This window comes from Nocardia cyriacigeorgica (genome assembly GCF_010868145.1).
GTDB lineage: Bacteria > Actinomycetota > Actinomycetes > Mycobacteriales > Mycobacteriaceae > Nocardia > Nocardia cyriacigeorgica_D.
This window is the reverse complement of the sequence record NZ_JAAGUY010000017.1, coordinates 20,414-35,425: the sequence shown is the minus strand read 5'-3', so window position 1 is coordinate 35,425 and position 15,012 is coordinate 20,414. Positions and strand designations below refer to the sequence as shown.

General features: G+C 67.7%; 14 protein-coding genes. 6 read left to right on the top strand and 8 right to left on the bottom strand.

What is annotated here, in order from left to right; all coding sequences use genetic code 11:
- Positions 1 to 515: 515 nt before the first annotated feature.
- From GV792_RS19480 to mftA, 5 genes are all read right to left on the bottom strand, one after another.
- The gene (locus GV792_RS19480; protein ID WP_175583030.1) at positions 516 to 1,886 is read right to left on the bottom strand and encodes a GAF domain-containing protein; all 1,371 of its coding nucleotides are present in this window, start codon (positions 1,884 to 1,886) and stop codon (positions 516 to 518) included.
- Positions 1,887 to 2,019: 133 nt separating this feature from the next.
- Complete coding sequence (gene mftG / locus GV792_RS19475) at positions 2,020 to 3,477, bottom strand: mycofactocin dehydrogenase MftG (RefSeq protein WP_163825587.1); 1,458 nt, start codon at positions 3,475 to 3,477, stop codon at positions 2,020 to 2,022.
- A gap of 22 nt (positions 3,478 to 3,499) precedes the next feature.
- Positions 3,500 to 4,900: a mycofactocin biosynthesis glycosyltransferase MftF gene (gene mftF, locus GV792_RS19470; protein ID WP_163825586.1), complete on the bottom strand. Its 1,401-nt coding sequence runs from the start codon at positions 4,898 to 4,900 to the stop codon at positions 3,500 to 3,502.
- 229 nt (positions 4,901 to 5,129) lie between these two features.
- Positions 5,130 to 6,653, bottom strand: coding sequence for a mycofactocin radical SAM maturase (gene mftC / locus GV792_RS19465; RefSeq protein ID WP_163825585.1), 1,524 nt, complete (start codon positions 6,651 to 6,653; stop codon positions 5,130 to 5,132).
- Positions 6,654 to 6,672: 19 nt separating this feature from the next.
- Entirely contained in the window at positions 6,673 to 6,771 is a 99-nt protein-coding gene (gene mftA / locus GV792_RS29280) for a mycofactocin precursor MftA (protein ID WP_309138542.1), read from the bottom strand.
- 252 nt (positions 6,772 to 7,023) lie between these two features.
- Here mftA and mftR2 point away from each other — a divergent pair, with 252 nt between their 5' ends.
- Positions 7,024 to 7,662 (top strand): mycofactocin system transcriptional regulator MftR2, encoded by a 639-nt coding sequence (gene mftR2 / locus GV792_RS19455; RefSeq protein ID WP_163825583.1) that lies wholly within the window; start codon positions 7,024 to 7,026, stop codon positions 7,660 to 7,662.
- Positions 7,663 to 7,731: 69 nt separating this feature from the next.
- Entirely contained in the window at positions 7,732 to 8,787 is a 1,056-nt protein-coding gene (locus GV792_RS19450) for a ferredoxin--NADP reductase (RefSeq protein WP_163825582.1), read from the top strand.
- A gap of 4 nt (positions 8,788 to 8,791) precedes the next feature.
- Here the strand turns inward: GV792_RS19450 and GV792_RS19445 are convergent, their stop codons facing one another.
- From GV792_RS19445 to GV792_RS19435, 3 genes are read right to left on the bottom strand one after another with little or no spacing between them, the layout of a single operon-like run.
- Positions 8,792 to 9,535, bottom strand: coding sequence for a DNA alkylation repair protein (locus GV792_RS19445; RefSeq protein ID WP_163825581.1), 744 nt, complete (start codon positions 9,533 to 9,535; stop codon positions 8,792 to 8,794).
- Positions 9,536 to 9,565: 30 nt separating this feature from the next.
- Entirely contained in the window at positions 9,566 to 10,327 is a 762-nt protein-coding gene (locus GV792_RS19440) for a glutamate racemase (protein ID WP_163825580.1), read from the bottom strand.
- A 13-nt stretch (positions 10,328 to 10,340) separates the two neighbouring features.
- Positions 10,341 to 11,540, bottom strand: coding sequence for an NAD(P)/FAD-dependent oxidoreductase (locus GV792_RS19435; RefSeq protein ID WP_163825579.1), 1,200 nt, complete (start codon positions 11,538 to 11,540; stop codon positions 10,341 to 10,343).
- A 234-nt stretch (positions 11,541 to 11,774) separates the two neighbouring features.
- On the opposite strand from GV792_RS19435, the gene GV792_RS19430 reads away from it, so the two are divergent.
- From GV792_RS19430 to GV792_RS19415, 4 genes are all read left to right on the top strand, one after another.
- Positions 11,775 to 12,131, top strand: a complete 357-nt coding sequence (locus tag GV792_RS19430; protein ID WP_163825578.1) for an SPW repeat protein — start codon at positions 11,775 to 11,777, stop codon at positions 12,129 to 12,131.
- Between the two features lie 5 nt (positions 12,132 to 12,136).
- Entirely contained in the window at positions 12,137 to 12,760 is a 624-nt protein-coding gene (locus GV792_RS19425) for a TetR/AcrR family transcriptional regulator (RefSeq protein ID WP_163825577.1), read from the top strand.
- Between the two features lie 98 nt (positions 12,761 to 12,858).
- The gene (locus GV792_RS19420; protein ID WP_163825576.1) at positions 12,859 to 14,067 is read left to right on the top strand and encodes a lipase family protein; all 1,209 of its coding nucleotides are present in this window, start codon (positions 12,859 to 12,861) and stop codon (positions 14,065 to 14,067) included.
- A 144-nt stretch (positions 14,068 to 14,211) separates the two neighbouring features.
- Complete coding sequence (locus GV792_RS19415; protein WP_163825575.1) at positions 14,212 to 14,916, top strand: hypothetical protein; 705 nt, start codon at positions 14,212 to 14,214, stop codon at positions 14,914 to 14,916.
- Positions 14,917 to 15,012 lie beyond the last annotated feature (96 nt).

Here is a 15,012-nt window from a genome sequence, read left to right as displayed (position 1 = left end):
CAGAGCCTCCTCGAATGGCGAATTAACGGCTGGCCGAAAGCTTTTGGGCAGCACAAATAAGCCTGCGCGGCGGGGGTCGGAGTTCCCGGGGCGCGGCTGGGCTACCGCATGAGGTGTCGGCGAATCGCACGCGATGCTCGTCGGGGAATCGCGCGTATTCGACAGATGTGCGTGAACAGGATCGGCGACCGGTGCGGTCACCGCCGTGCCGTCCGGATCCAGCGGGCCTCCCGGCGCGCACTCCCGGAACGGGACCGAAGATGCCTAGCTAGTGATGTTTCCTCCAACGTCACTACCGCCGCGGGTTCGATAACGGTGGTATGTCAGCTACGTCACATGGATGTCATCCACGTATTGCGAACACTAGGCCAGGTCGAAATAAAAAGGAACTGATTCCTATAAAAATATCGGACAAGCGTCCAGATGCCCCCTGGTGCGACCGCCGCCGGGCAGCTTTCCACCCGCGATCAGCTGCCCCTCGCGCATGTGAGCTATCGCACTTTCAGATGGGCAGACTATGAGCCGAAACGTTGCATCTGCGTTGCATCCGCGCCCAGCCGCCGATCGAGCACCCGAATCTTGGCCTCGATCTGGGCGAACAGCGGCGAATCACGGTCGACGGTCGACCGGTAGGCAACCCAGGCCGCCGCATCGTCGCGGCCCTCCGCGGTCGAGGTCCAGCGCCGCAACGCCGCCGGATCACGCGAATCCAGCACCGAGGTCCGCAACCGAACCCGCAGCTCATCCCGCAGATCGACTATCCCCGGCGCGCTAGAGCGCGGCAGCACCGGGCCCGCGTAGAGACGAAGTGCCGCGTCAACGTCACCGGAGTCCAGCGCCGCGCGGAGGAAATCGATATCGGTGGCCACCGGAACGCGCAACCGGTAGGGCCTGGATCCGAACACCTCGGGTCCGACCACCGTCCGCAGCCGCGACATGGCAGCGCGGATGGTGCCGTTGTCCAGATCGGTGTCGTCGAGCAGCAGGGCCAGATGGTCCGCGCCGAGGCCCTCGGGGTGCTCGGTGAGCAGCAGCAGGATCTCGGCATGCCGCTGCGACAGCGGCACGCGCTTGCCCGCGATGCTCAGCTGCGGCTGCCCGAGGCCGAGCACATCGAGGCCGAGCCTGCCGCGGTCGGACGCGGACTCGGCCCGATCGCCGGCGTTTCTCGCCGGAGCGTGCCGGTCGGCCCGCATGGCGGTAAGCAGCAGATCCATTTCCGCGGCGGTCGCCGCGGCCTTCACCAGGGCAAGAATCTCGGGTCTGGCCACCCGCACGCCGCCCGCGATCATCAGCACGCCGACCAGCCTGCCGTCCGGATCGTGCACCGGCGCGGCCGCACCGGTGAGCTGGTGCATGCGGTGCAGGAAATGTTCGGGTCCGTGGATCCAGGCGGCACGCCCGGTGCGAACCACCATGCCGACGGCATTGGTGCCGATGCGGCGCTCGCTCAGATCGTCGCCCGCGCGCAGCCCGATCTCCGCGGCGGCGCTGACCCGCTCGGCGTCACCGTGCACCGAGAGCACCCGGCCGAACTGATCGGCCACCACCACGATCAACCCGGTACGGGCGGCGTCCTCGACGAGCAGCTTGTCGATCAGCGGCATCAGGGCAGCGATCGGGTGCGCATCACGGTAGCGCTGGAGGTCGGCACCGCGGAGCCCACGACCATCGACGACATCCATCGGATCGATGCCACCGCGAACACTGCGCAACCACGATTCCAGGACCGCAGGGCGCAGTAAACCGGCGAGCCGGGACAGCCGCTCACCACCGGCACCGAGATATCCATGCGCTTGAGCGGCATAGGCTTCCAGTGCACCGAGCTGCGTGCCAGGTTCTACTCCATGCCGCGAGGGGCGACCACCCGCAAGATTGCTGACCATTTGCCTTTCACCTACGACAAACTGTACCGGCGGGTACCGGAAGCGACCGGCGGATGGTGGGGTTTGTCCGCCAGGTCACATGTGTCACGCCTGTCTCCCCGATGTGAGCCACGCGGCACCGCCGCGGTCGGTATCAGTCTCCGGTCAGTAGATCGGCGGCTCGCTCACCGATGAGCACCGCGGCTGCCTGCGGCCCACGCCCGAGCGGCACCGGGACGATCGACAGATCCGCCACCGCCAGGCCGTCGACTCCGTGCACGCGGCAACGTGCGTCCACCACGGCGCGCTCGTCGGAGGCCGCGCCCATCCGGCAGGTTCCGGACAAATGTTGCGAGGTGGCCAGATGCGCCGTCAGCCAGTCATCGGAGGCGGTGCCCGGCATCGGCTCGCCGATCGGGGTCGCCGACATCGCCCGCAGGATCTGCGCGGACAACCGGACGGCGTCACGGAGCTCGTCGCGATCCCTCCGTTGTTCGAGGTAGCGCTGGTCGATCACCGGTGGATCGAACGGGTCGGCCGACCGCAACCGAAGCTCACCCGCACCGTGCGGGCGCATCAAAGCGAGCGCGAATTGCCTGATCCCCGCTGTGAAAGCCATCGTGTACGGCCGGATTTCGATATCGCCGAGCTCGAGCACGTATTCGAGCACCACGGCGCGACGGTGCGGCGCGGCATGCCCGTAGTCGATGCCGATCTCCGGGTGATCGGTGCACCACTCGCCGACCGGGGCCGACTGCACGACCGGGATGCCGAGTGCGCGCAGCCGCGCCGGATCGCCGATCCCCGACCGCAGCAGCAGCGCCGCCGATTCGATCGCCCCCGCGCACAGCACGATCCGATCGGCCGCGATGAATTCCGTGCGGCCGTCACGCAGACATTCCACCCCGACCGCCCTGGTCCCGCGGAAGCGGATCCTGGTCACCGGTGTCCCTGCGGTCACGGTGAGGTTCGGGCGAGCCAGCGCGGGCAGCAGATACGCCTGCGCGCTACCGATGCGCAGCGCCGTCGCGTTCGGGCGGTCGATATTGCCCGGTACCCGACCGAAACCGATCCCGTCAGCGTCGGGTGCATTCAAGTCCGGGATCTCGGGAAAACCTGCCGCCGAAGCCGCCGCGACGAACTCCTCGGTGATCGGGGTGACCGAGGCCGGGCGGCGGACAGGTACCGGTCCGTTGGCGCCGTGGCCGGTGCGGTCACCGAAGTCGTGATCGTGTTCGAGCCGGCACAGCGCCGGGAGCACCTCGTCGTAAGTCCAGCCCGCAGTGCCGATCTCGCGGCTCCATGCTGCGAAGTCCGCCGCAGGCGGGCGCACGAAATAGCAGCCGTTGACCGATCCCGACCCGCCGATCACCCGGCCGCGCACGGTGGTCGCGGTGGTACCGGGCGTCAGTTGGATCGAATAGCGCCAGAGCAGATCGTCATCGCCGAGCGGTAGTTCGGTGCCATCACGCAGTCCGGGCGGAAACAACTCGGGTGAGGTCCACATGGGCCCCGCTTCCAGCAGCCGTACGCGGTGTTGCGGATCGGCGCTGAGCCGGGCGGCGAGCACACAGCCCGCGCTGCCACCGCCGACGATGAGCGTGTCAGCCATCCGAATCCGTCAGCGCCCGCGCTCAGCGCGGCGGTGTGGTGGGCTTGAGCGATTCGATACTGCGCGCCCGCCACGCGCCCAGCCAGAGACCGGTGCCGTAGGCGATGTCGTCGACCCGGCGGAAAGCGATGTAGCGGAACGGGTCGAGGCCACCTGCGTCGCGATGGGTGAACCAGTCGGCCAGTCCGTCGGCCAGAGCCATGGTCACCGCGATGCGCCGAATCCGCCGCGATGCCATCATGGCAAGCACGGTGACCGGCCAGTAGTGCCTGCACATGGCCGAGGCCAGCCGCCACAGTCCGGCGAAGAATCCGCGGGCCAGATAGATCGCGGCGATCCGGGTGGGATTGTCCAGTTCGCCGAATACGCGCCGCAATCGGCCGAGCGCCGTCACCAGGGTGACCACGCCGCCGACGAAACCCCAGCGGGTCTGCGTGCCGAACAGCACCGCCGCCAGCATGGTCCACGACGGCACCGACAGGGGCGACACCATGCCCGCATGCCTGGCACCCAGCGGCGCGGCCCCGGTGCCGTAGAACATCTTCCGGGTGAACCAGGCGCGGAAGGACACCCGATGATCATGGGCAACATGGGCGGCCGGTTCATAACGCAACCGCCAGCCCGCCCGCTCCAGCCGCCAGCACAGATCGACGTCCTCAGCGACATGCATGGACTCGTCGAATCCGCCCTCGGCCAGCAGTGCCCCACGCCGTACCAGCAGTGCCGCGCTCGGCACGTACGAGACCATGCCGCGCGACTGCACCGCGGACTCGCGTCTGCCCAGATCCAGCGAGGACCGGGTGTGCTCGTAGCGGGCCAGTGCGTTGGATTCCGGATCCAACGCGACGATCCGCGGCGCGACCAGCGCGACCTCCGGATCACTGAAATGACCGAGCATGACCTCGAGCCAGCCGCTGCGCGGCACCACATCGGAGTCCAGGAACGCCACGAACTCGGTTGTCGCCGCCCGCAATCCGGCGTTGCGCGCGGCGGCAGGGCCCAGCGGGCTCTCATGGCGCAGCACGCTGACCTGGCATCGCCCACCGCTGTCGGGCGGCACCCGCACCGGCTGGTCGGAACCGTCGTCGACGACGATCACGTTGTGCCCGCGCAGGGCCGCGAGCAACCGGACCAGACCGTCGGCATTGTTGTGCAACGGCACGATGACGGTGACGTCCTCGGGCGAGGGCAGCAGCCGGGGCCGCGGATTGGCCACTCCGGAATCGAGCAGCCGCCTGGCAACGACGGCGGACTTCGGGCCGTTGACCTCGAGGTACCCGTCGCCGATCATTTCGGCGGCTTCCGGGGCAAGGCGCAGCAACCTCGCGGGTGTTCCTCCGATCAGGATGCGTCCCCCGGAGTATGCGCGTACCCGTGGATCGATCCGCACCCCGAATCCGTCGGGAAGGCGATCATGGCGCATTCCTGGCATGTTAGACGGAGTTCGCTCGGCTGACACCAACAGTCGCGAAACACGCAACCAGTTCCGGAGTATTTCGCGTGGTAGGCCCGGTAGCCGACAGGATCTGCGTTGCTGAAGGATCGCTATGCGAGTCTTCGCCTCGATGGCAACCGAATGGCAATCGCGTACCGCGCGGTCGGTACGCGAGCCTGGTGAGGCTCGCGTACCGACTCCGGCTATCCTCGCGCCGCTATCCCAGCGGGCTCTCGTCACAGGCCCGTGAGGGACGGCGCGACGGGACGGTCAGCGTCAGCGGAACGGGCCCGGATTTGCGTCCACCCGAACGTCGCGGCGCACTCCGCCGCGAATGGTCGACCGACGAGCGCGGCACCACTCGGCCCGCGTCCGCCAGCGCCGCTTCACCGTAGCCCTGTACGCATTCCGGGTCCGGCCCATCGGCGGGCAGGCCGGTGAAGAACTTCGCCGCCATGCAGCCACCCCGGCACGAGTCGTAATGCGCGCAGGACGAGCACGCGCCGCCGCCGGTGGGTTCGCGCAACTGCCCGAACAGCTCCGATTCACCCCACACGCTGGCGAAACCGCCGTCGGAGACGACGTTTCCGGCGTGGAAGCGGTCGTGGATGGCGAACGGGCAGGCGTAGACGTCACCGACCGGATCGACCAGGCACACCACCCGGCCCGCACCACACATGTTCAGACCGGGCAGCGCTTCACCGAAGGCCGACAGATGGAAGAACGAGTCACCGGTGAGCACGCCGTCGCCATTGCGGAGCAGCCATTCGTAGAGCTCACGCTGCTGCTCCGGCAACGGATGCAGTTCGTCCCACACATCGGCGCCGCGGCCGGACGGACGCAGCCGCGTCAAACGCAGGGTGGCGCCGTAGCGATCGGCGATCTCGCGGAACTGATCGAGCTGGGCGATATTGTGCCTGGTCGCCACCACCGACAGCTTGGCGTCCTTGAAGCCCGCTGCGGCAAGGTTTTCCAGTGCGCGGATGGCCATATCGTAGGAACCAGGGCCACGCACGGCGTCGTTGACGGCAGCGTCCGCGCCGTCCAGCGAGATCTGTACGTCGACATAGTCACTGGCGGCAAGCCGCGCGGCGACCTCCGGCGTGATCCGAACACCGTTGGTGGAGAACTTCACTCCGACTTGGTGTGCGGTGGCGTAATCGACCAGCTCCCAGAAGTCCGGCCGCACGGTGGGTTCGCCGCCGCCGATATTGACGTAGAACACCTGCATGCGCTGGAACTCGTCGATGAGTGCCTTGCACTGTTCGGTGCTCAGCTCGCGCGGATCGCGGCGACCCGACGACGACAGGCAGTGCACGCAGGACAGATTGCACGCGTAGGTGAGTTCCCAGGTCAGGCAGATCGGTGCGGCCAGGCCCGATTCGAACCGGTCAACCAGCCGCACCGCCCGATCGTCACCGGACGCGGCGGGCACGAACGGCGCTGGCGCGGCGGGAGCCGCGAGCGGCGCCGAATCGGGTGCGCCGACGATCATGTCCGAATCGGCCAGCTGCGCCAACGCTTTCACGTAGGGCGCGGCCGCGGACTCGTCGATGCCCGCGGCCCGCATGGCCGAACGCACGGAAGGCTGCGCGGGCAGTGACCGCACGATCTCGACGATCCGCGGGTTCTTCAGAAACGACAGCTTCCGCGTGCCGAAGTGATACAGCAACGCGCCGAACGGTTCCGGCCGCAGGGCAACGCGCGGATGCAGCTGCCAGCGGGTATCGAGATCGAGCATGTCAGACGCTCCTCTCAGCTCAGTAGACGCCGCACATTCCGTCGATGGACACCTCTTCGATGAGCGATTCCTCCACCAGCGGTGTGTCCTCGGCCGAGCGCTGCGCGACGGCCCCGATCGGGCCGCGGTTGTCGGTGTCGACGGGTCCGTTGAGTCCCTGGTCCGGCATGGCTACCTCCACTCCAGTTGACACTGTGGTCGCGGCCACAGGTGTAGCCGCGCTCACACACCATAACGTCATGAACTGACAAAAAGAAGTCGTTTCGACCGAGGAATCGGCGGTACCGGCACCGACCCCTCTAAACTTTCCGGTGGCAAGCAGCTGAACAGGATGTGACGGGCCGTATGCGCCCGCGGTGGTAGAGGTGGCATGGGAGTCGGGCGAACGCAGGCAAGCGGGGGCGGTAATACTCTCTCGGAATCAGAGATCGTCGAGGCCGCGTTGCGGGTGGTCCGCGCCGACGGCGTGGACAAGCTATCGATGCGGCGGCTATCCCGCGAGCTGGGCGTCTCCCCGATGGCCCCGTACTACTACGTGGCCGACAAACGGGAGCTACTCGACCTGGTGGCCACCGCAGCACTGGCCGGCGTGCGCAAGCCGCCAGTCGAGTCGGGCCCGTGGCAGCAGCGCCTGCGTGAACTCATCGGCCAGATCGATGAGAAACTACGCAAGCACCCGGGCCTCGGCGATGTGCTGATCGAACAGATGCTCGGCAAACAGCTCGATGTGATCGCCGCGGTGATGGAGATCCTGTTCGACGCGGGATTCAGCGATCGCAACGTGCTGGCCGCCTACGCGACCATCCACACATTCCTGTTCGGTCGCAGCCGGGTGAACCCGCGTGACCGGTCGGTGCTGACCGATGTCGCGTTGCCCGACGCGGTGGCCCGAGCCACCAAATACATGGCTGACCTGCGCGGCAAGTATTCGTACGACTTCGGTGTCGGCGTGCTGATCGCCGGGCTGGAAGCCCAGCTTGTCGAGCAGCCCGAGGCCGACGTACGATAAAACTGCAACACGTTCTAGTTTTGCCGCCCCGGGATACCGGATCGGCCGCGCCACGTTCGAGAGGACGACATGACCACCGTCGAAGTTCCACACGGCTCACGATCGGTCGTGCTGCGGGTAGCCGCGGTCATCGCCGAGACCGCCGATTCCTCCTCGCTGGTCTTCGACGTACCCGGTGAACTCCGCGAACGGTTCGCCTACCAGCCCGGCCAGTTCCTCACCCTGCGCATCCCCAGCGACCAGACCGGTTCGGTGGCGCGCTGCTACTCGCTGGCCAGCTCGCCGTACACCGACGACCTACCCAAGGTCACCGTCAAGCGCACCGAAGGCGGATACGGCTCCAACTGGCTCTGCGACAACATCGTGGCCGGTTCGGAAATCGAGGTACTGCCACCGTCCGGGGTGTTCACGCCGAAGGATCTCGACGAGGATCTGTTGCTGTTCGGCGCGGGCAGCGGCATCACGCCGGTCATGTCGATCCTGAAATCGGCCTTGGCCCGCGGTAGCGGCAAGATCGTGCTCGTTTACGCCAACCGCGATCCACAGTCGGTGATCTTCGCCGCCGAGCTCCGCGAACTCGCCGATAAGCACCCGCAGCGGCTCACCGTCATCCACTGGCTGGAGCCGTTGCAAGGCCTGCCGACCGCCGACGCGCTCGCCGGCCTGGTCCGCCCCTACACCAGCTACCGTGCGTTCATGTGCGGCCCGCGCCCGTTCATGGACCGCGTACACGATGCACTGGCCCAGCTCGACGTCCCCCGCAACCGCACCCACGCCGAGGTCTTCAACTCACTGGCAGGCGATCCGTTCGCCGATCAGGCCCCGGTGGAGATCAGCGACGAAGAAGCCGCCGACGCCGCGACCGTCGAGGTGGAACTCGACGGCGAGGTGCACGAGCTGACCTGGCCCCGCAAGCAGACTCTCGTCGACATCATGCTGTCCAAGGGCCTCGACGTGCCGTACTCCTGCCAGGAAGGCGAATGTGGCTCCTGCGCCTGCACCGTCCTGGAAGGCAAGGTCGAGATGGAGAACGCGGAAATCCTCGACCCCGAGGACATCGAGAACGGTTACATCCTCGGCTGCCAGGCGCGGCCGGTGACCGACCACCTGAAGATCCAGTTCTGACGACTCAACGCATCGCGCGGTAGCGGACCCGGGCCTCCGGGTCCAGCTGCTCGGTCGCGTAACTCAGTGCGGTCCGGCCCATCTCGGCCGCGTGCCGATCCAGGAAGTCGGTCAGCAGATGCCGGTCGATGCGTTTGCCGACCTCGCGCAGCATCCAGCCCGACGCCTTCTGGATCAGATCGTGCCGGTCGGCCAGCAGCCGCTCGGCCAGGGCGAATGTAGTCGAGGCGTCGCCTGCCTTGATGAACGCGAAGGTGGACAGCAGCGCGACTCGCCGCTCCCACAGCGAATCCGAATCGGCGAGCTCGACGAGCAGATCACGTGGCTTGTCCAGCAACCATGGGCCGACGATCCGCTCAGCGGAGACGTCGACGAGGTCCCAATTGTTCACTCGGCCGCGCCGCACCGCGGCCAGGTAGAACCGCACTATCTCCGCGCGGACGGCCTCGTCGAAGGTGCGCGGCTTCGATGCCTTCTCGAACTGGGCGTTGAGGATGATCAGCGCGGCCAAGCGTTCCTCGTGCACAGGACTGTCCAGCAGCGCGTCTATCTCGGTGAGCGGCAGGGCCGCAAAGCGTTTGGCGACCGAACGGGTGGCCGGAACCCGCACGCCAACGAAGACGTCCCCTGCACCGTACTCACCGGGCCCGGTCTTGAAGAACCGCTGCAGGTGCACCGCGTCGGCGGGATCGGCGAGTTCGGCCAGCGCGGCCCGCACCTGATCGGCGGATCCGGTGTCGTCGGTCATCGGCCGGCCTTCCTCGAGGGTTCCGAGCGGTCAGTCCGTCGCGCCGAGGGCCCGTCCGGGTTCGAAAGCGGCGGCGGCAGCGGGCAGTTCGCCTTGGCGGCCGCTGTTGAGCACCCGCACCGTACCGTTGCCGGTGCTCGGCCTGCCGAGTCCGTCCATACGCCGGATGGTCTGCGCGGCAACGGCTTGGGCGCTGTCGAACAGTCGCACACCGTCCGGCAACGCGGCCACGATGTTATCCACCACCAGCGGATAGTGGGTGCAGCCGAGCACCACACCCTCCACATCGTCGGGAGTCTGCTCGGCCGCCGCCGCAATCGCCGTACGCACAGCCACCAGATCACCGGCGTCGATGGCGTCGGCCAGGCCGTGACAGGCCACGCCCGTGACCGTCGCCTCGCCGCCGAACCTGGCGATGAGATCGGCCTGATAGCGGCTCGCGGTGGTCGCCGCGGTGGCCCAGACCGCCACCGACCGGCAGGCCGCCGCGGCCGGCTTGATCGCGGGCACGGTGCCGATCACCGGAATACCGGGGCCGACGTCGGCGCGGACGTGCTCGAGGGCGGTGACGCTGGCGGTATTGCACGGCAGCACGATCACCTCCGCGCCCATCCTCAGCGAGGCGCGTGCGGTCTCGACCACCCGCTCGATCACCCACTGCTCCGGTTTCGGGCCCCACGGCGCACCATCGGGATCCAGTTGCAGCACCAGGTCCACGTCCGGGCGCAGTTTGCGCAGCCAAGCCGCGGTCGGCAGCGAGCCGAGACCGGAATCGATGAGCGCGACGATCACACCGATAAAGGTATTAGCTCGCGCCGAGCAACTCCGCCACCGGGGCACCCGCGGCGATCTTCGCCCTGGTCTTCATCACCTGCGCGGTCATCCCGGCACCGACCACACCGGTGAGCCTGCCGTCCTGGGTGTAGTAGACGAGGAACTTGCGACCATCGTCGGAGACGATGCGCATCTCGTCGGTGGCGCCCGGGGTGCCGAGGGCCTGGATCTTCACGTCGTATTGGTCGCTCCAGAAGTAGGGCACCCGCGCCGCGGTGGGCGGTTCGGCCCCCAGCAGGGCGCAGGCCAGCAGTTTCGCCTGTTCACCGGCATTGGTCCAATGCTCGACCCGCTTGCGCGCCCCGGTGTCGTGCAGCCATGCCGCGACGTCGCCGACTGCCCACACCCCGGCCGCCGAGGTGCGGCCGACCTCGTCGGCGAGGACTCCGCCACCGGCGGCCGGTTCGGCCAGTTCGATACCGGAATCGGCCAGCCATTCGGTGACCGGCCGCGAGCCGACCCCGATGACCACCAGATCGGCCGCCACCTCGGAACCGTCGGTCAGCAGCGCGCCGCGGACTTTGTTGTCGTCATCGGCGAGCAGCGAGTCGACGCCGGTGCCGCAGCGCAGATCCACGCCCTCGTTGCGGTGCATCCGCGCGACCAGCGCACCGACCTGCTCGCCGAGTACCGAGGCAAGCGGCGTCGGCTGCGGTTCCACCAGCACTACCTCGACACCGGAGGCGCGGAAGCTGGCAGCCAGCTCACAGCCGATGAATCCGGCGCCGATGATCAGCGCGACCCTGGCGCCGCCCAGTTCCGAGCGCAGTGCCACGGCATCGGCATGATTACGCAGGACGTGGACGCCACCGAGGTCCGGCAGGCCGGGCAATCTGCGCGGGCGCAGCCCGGTCGCGATGATCAGCTCGCTGTAGTCGAGGGCGGAACCGTCGGCCAGGCGCACGCGGCGGGCTTCGGCGTCGACGCCGACCGCTTCCTGGTTCAGCCGCAGATCGATCTTCTTCTCGGTGAAGAACTCGGCGGGCCGCAAGGTGGTGTCGTCGGTCTCGCCGCGCACGAACTGCTTGGACAGCGGCGGGCGGTCGTAGGGCGGACGGGATTCGTCACCGAGCAGGATCAGCTCGCCCTCGTATCCCGCGCGGCGCAACTCCTCCGCGGTGCGCAAGCCGGCCAGGCCGGCCCCCACGATCACGATCGGCGCAGCAGGCATGCCAGCATCCCTTCCTTCGGGCCGTTGTATCGGTCGGCCACCACTGACTGTGAAGACAGTTCACCCTAACGTCCGCTTGGTCGGCGCTGTAGTGAGGACCGTCACCTTCACCGTGCCATCGATTGCCGCGCAATCGTGGCCGTTCCTATATCGACCGGGCGGTCAATCAGGTCTATACCGAGGTCAGGACAGATTTTCGGGTCTGTCCACCCCGCCGAATGCAAGGAGGCATACATGTTCACCGAAAGCCGTGCGCAAGACTTTCTGGCCGTAGTGCTGGGCGTCTTCGCCGCACTCTCACCGCTCTGGGTGGAGACGAATGATCGGGCGATGTGGTCGTTGATCGTGCTCGGTGTGCTCATCGCACTGACCGGTCTGGCGCAGATGTACCGTTCCGAGATGGCCTCCGCCGACTATGCGATGGGCCTGCTCGGCGTGCTGATGTTCTTGTCCCCGTGGGTCATGGACTTCAGCGGCTTCAGCGGCGCATCCTGGACTGCATGGATCGTCGGGATAGTGACCGTGGTGGTCGCGGTGGCAGCGCTGCCAGCGGTGTCGGGCCGGCTGCACGATATGGTTCCGCATCACTGACGGCCATGACCAGACCCCGTCGTGCCGGGCGTCGCCGCAGTGCGAAAACCGACGGCGACGCCCGTCAACTCATCCTGGACGCGGCTGAAAAGCTTTTCGCGGCACAGGGGTTCGACGGCACCCCGACGGCGGCGATCGCCTCGACCGCCGACGTGCCAAAGGGTCTGGTCTTCTACTACTTCCCCACCAAGAATTCGATCCTGTCGGCCCTCATGGCCGAACGAGTGCCGCCACAACCCATTGAAGACATCGGCGCCGTGGTCGCACCTGGTGACCCGGCGGCCAGTTTGGTCAATCTCGATGCGGCGCTGAACCTTCGCGACCACCATTCGTCGGTGCTGCGGGTCATCATGTGGCGCGAGGCCGACACCCATCCCGACGTCCGCCGCCAGCTACGCCAGCTGCGCGTTCAACTGCTCGACGTCACCGCCCGAGTACTACAGGCCAGCACTCCCACCCCGATCCGCCCCGGCACCCTGCGCGCCTGCGCCGCCGCGTGGGTGTCGGCCATGTTCGCCATCGCCAGTACCGACCGCCTGCACGCACTCGATGGCGTCCCACTGCCGACAACCGACGAGATCCTCAATGTTGCTCAGGTGGTGGCGGCAGGGATGACACAGCTCGGTTGACGCGGTAGGCGCGGTCGTCGCTCGCACGTCCGAAAAATCGCTGACACCCCGAGCAGCCTGCACGATCGCGGCGCCCCACCGTGGTAGCAATAGCTGCCATGCAGGTTATCCAGCGTTTGATAACCGGCGCGCTCCTCGGCGCCTCTGCGGTTCTGCTGGCCGGGACGGCTCCCGCCCCGGCGCTACCTCGCTACCCCGTGGCCGATCCCGACCCCTTCTACGCACAGCCCGCCGATCTCGCGGCGCACCAGCCCGGTGACGTGCTCGCGGTGCGGCGGTTGCCGCCGCTGCTGACCTTCCCCGGCTCGACGCTGACGCTGGTGAAGTTCCGTTCCACCAATTCACGCGGCCTGCCCATCGCCGCAACCACCACCGTGCTGACACCGCCAGGACATCGACCCGACGGGCCACTGCTGTCCTATCAGCACATCATCAACGGGCTGGGCCCGAGCTGCGCGGTGTCGAGGGTGCTCTACACCAACGATCCGAATCTCCAGGTCCGCGAGGCTTTCGCGCTCAATGTGCTGCTGGCGCGCGGCTGGAGCATCGCGCTGCCGGACCACCTCGGCCCCACCTTCGCCTATGGCGCGGCCAAGCTCGGCGGTCAGATCACCCTCGACGGAATCCGTGCCGCGCAGCGAGTTCCGGAACTGGCGGTCCAGCACAGTCCGGTGGCGATGGCCGGGTATTCCGGTGGCGGTATGGCCACGGCGTGGGCGGCCGCGTTGGCGCCGAGCTACGCCCCGGAGCTGAAACTCGCCGGCGCCGCGGCAGGCGGTGTCCCGGCGAACCTCATGCGAATGATCGAAGCGCTGCAATTCAATCCGCATCCGGCGTTCGGCCTGGTGTTGGCGGCGGCTATCGGGCTCGAACGCGAGTATCCACATCGGTTCCCGATCAGCGACAACCTCAACGCCGCCGGAATCGCGGCACGCGACGCGATGGCCAACGGCTGCACCAATGAAATCATCGCCACCGGCGCCGGGCGCAGCGTCCGTGACTACGCCAGCAACACCTCGCTCATGCACGATGCCGCCGCCAGGGCGGTGCTCGAGGAGAACAGCATCGAGCTGTTCCACGGCGTCCCGAATATGCCCATCTTCGAATGGCATTCACCCACCGACCCGCTGATCCCGATCGATTCCATCGTCACGATCAACCGCCGCTATTGCGAGGCGGGGGTGCCGGTGCAGGCGGAGTTGATCCCGACACCGGAGCACCTTTCGGCCGCGGTCCTCGGGATGCCGATGATGGTCGGCTGGCTCGACGCGCGCTTCCGTGGCGAGCCTGCGCCGAGCAATTGCTGACCCGCCGACTCGCGTCGGCACCGTCTGCGCACCGGTGCCGAAGTCGTTCTGGCGCAGTGCACCAACATCACGGCCGGTGGCACATCCCCACCGCTGTAGACTCCAGCGCGCTTACCGAGCGTCCACTCGGGTAAGAATGACCTCATGGATGCCGATTACAACGGTCTCGGAGATGGACTTCGTGCCCGCCAGGAGGGTTTTCACCGCACCGAACGGGAGCCCGTCGAACCAGCCGTCGCCATGGCGGCCGGACTGACCGGTGCGGACACCACCACCACTACCAACGGGGCACTGCCCACCCGCACGGCGGCACAGCCCGCCGCGTTCGACTGGTCTCCGGCACAGCTGCCTCCTATGCCGGAGCCACGCCGGGCCGCCCCGGAACCCGAACCGTCGCAGGGCATCGGACTGACCAGCATCGACAGCGCGGTAAGTGCGCCGGCCACATCGTCGATCGCGGTCCCCTCCGCCGAGACCCCGGCGCCTGCGCCGAAGCAGGAACCCGAGACCCCCGCGTCCAATCCGGCGCCCGCACCACGCCCCGCCATCCCGTCCCGGCGCGCAGCCCGCGCTGCCGCCGAAGCACCAGCCGAACCGCCGCTACCGCTACCGACCGCCGACGGCGGCGTCGACCTACACCGCATCATGCGGCTGCTGCTCGCCAGCGACGAGCTCAACGCTCTCGCCGACAAAGCCGAAGCGGGCAACCTCTCCAACGAGGAGGTCATACGCACCGCCCGCCGCACCCGCGCGGCCGCCATTGAGGTCATCTCGGCGTGGTACGGCGGCTCCACCCAGATGGTGCAGTTCGCCCAGGCACTGTTACAGGCCGCCGGCGAATCGGACTGACACGTCCGTGGCCGGGCCGGCCGGCCGTAAGGGAAACTCGAAAAACAAAACGGCGCCGCTCCTTTCGGAGCGGCGCCGTTTCGGCGTTACGTCAGA

Bases quoted from the DNA above. Each gene is read 5' to 3' on its own strand.
- GV792_RS19480 (WP_175583030.1), bottom strand. From the start codon at position 1,886: ATGGTCAGCAATCTTGCGGGTGGTCGCCCCTCGCGGCATGGAGTAGAA.
- mftG (WP_163825587.1), bottom strand. From the start codon at position 3,477: ATGGCTGACACGCTCATCGTCGGCGGTGGCAGCGCGGGCTGTGTGCTC.
- mftF (WP_163825586.1), bottom strand. From the start codon at position 4,900: ATGCGCCATGATCGCCTTCCCGACGGATTCGGGGTGCGGATCGATCCA.
- mftC (WP_163825585.1), bottom strand. From the start codon at position 6,653: ATGCTCGATCTCGATACCCGCTGGCAGCTGCATCCGCGCGTTGCCCTG.
- mftR2 (WP_163825583.1), top strand. From the start codon at position 7,024: ATGGGAGTCGGGCGAACGCAGGCAAGCGGGGGCGGTAATACTCTCTCG.
- GV792_RS19450 (WP_163825582.1), top strand. From the start codon at position 7,732: ATGACCACCGTCGAAGTTCCACACGGCTCACGATCGGTCGTGCTGCGG.
- GV792_RS19445 (WP_163825581.1), bottom strand. From the start codon at position 9,535: ATGACCGACGACACCGGATCCGCCGATCAGGTGCGGGCCGCGCTGGCC.
- GV792_RS19435 (WP_163825579.1), bottom strand. From the start codon at position 11,540: ATGCCTGCTGCGCCGATCGTGATCGTGGGGGCCGGCCTGGCCGGCTTG.
- GV792_RS19430 (WP_163825578.1), top strand. From the start codon at position 11,775: ATGTTCACCGAAAGCCGTGCGCAAGACTTTCTGGCCGTAGTGCTGGGC.
- GV792_RS19425 (WP_163825577.1), top strand. From the start codon at position 12,137: ATGACCAGACCCCGTCGTGCCGGGCGTCGCCGCAGTGCGAAAACCGAC.
- GV792_RS19420 (WP_163825576.1), top strand. From the start codon at position 12,859: ATGCAGGTTATCCAGCGTTTGATAACCGGCGCGCTCCTCGGCGCCTCT.
- GV792_RS19415 (WP_163825575.1), top strand. From the start codon at position 14,212: ATGGATGCCGATTACAACGGTCTCGGAGATGGACTTCGTGCCCGCCAG.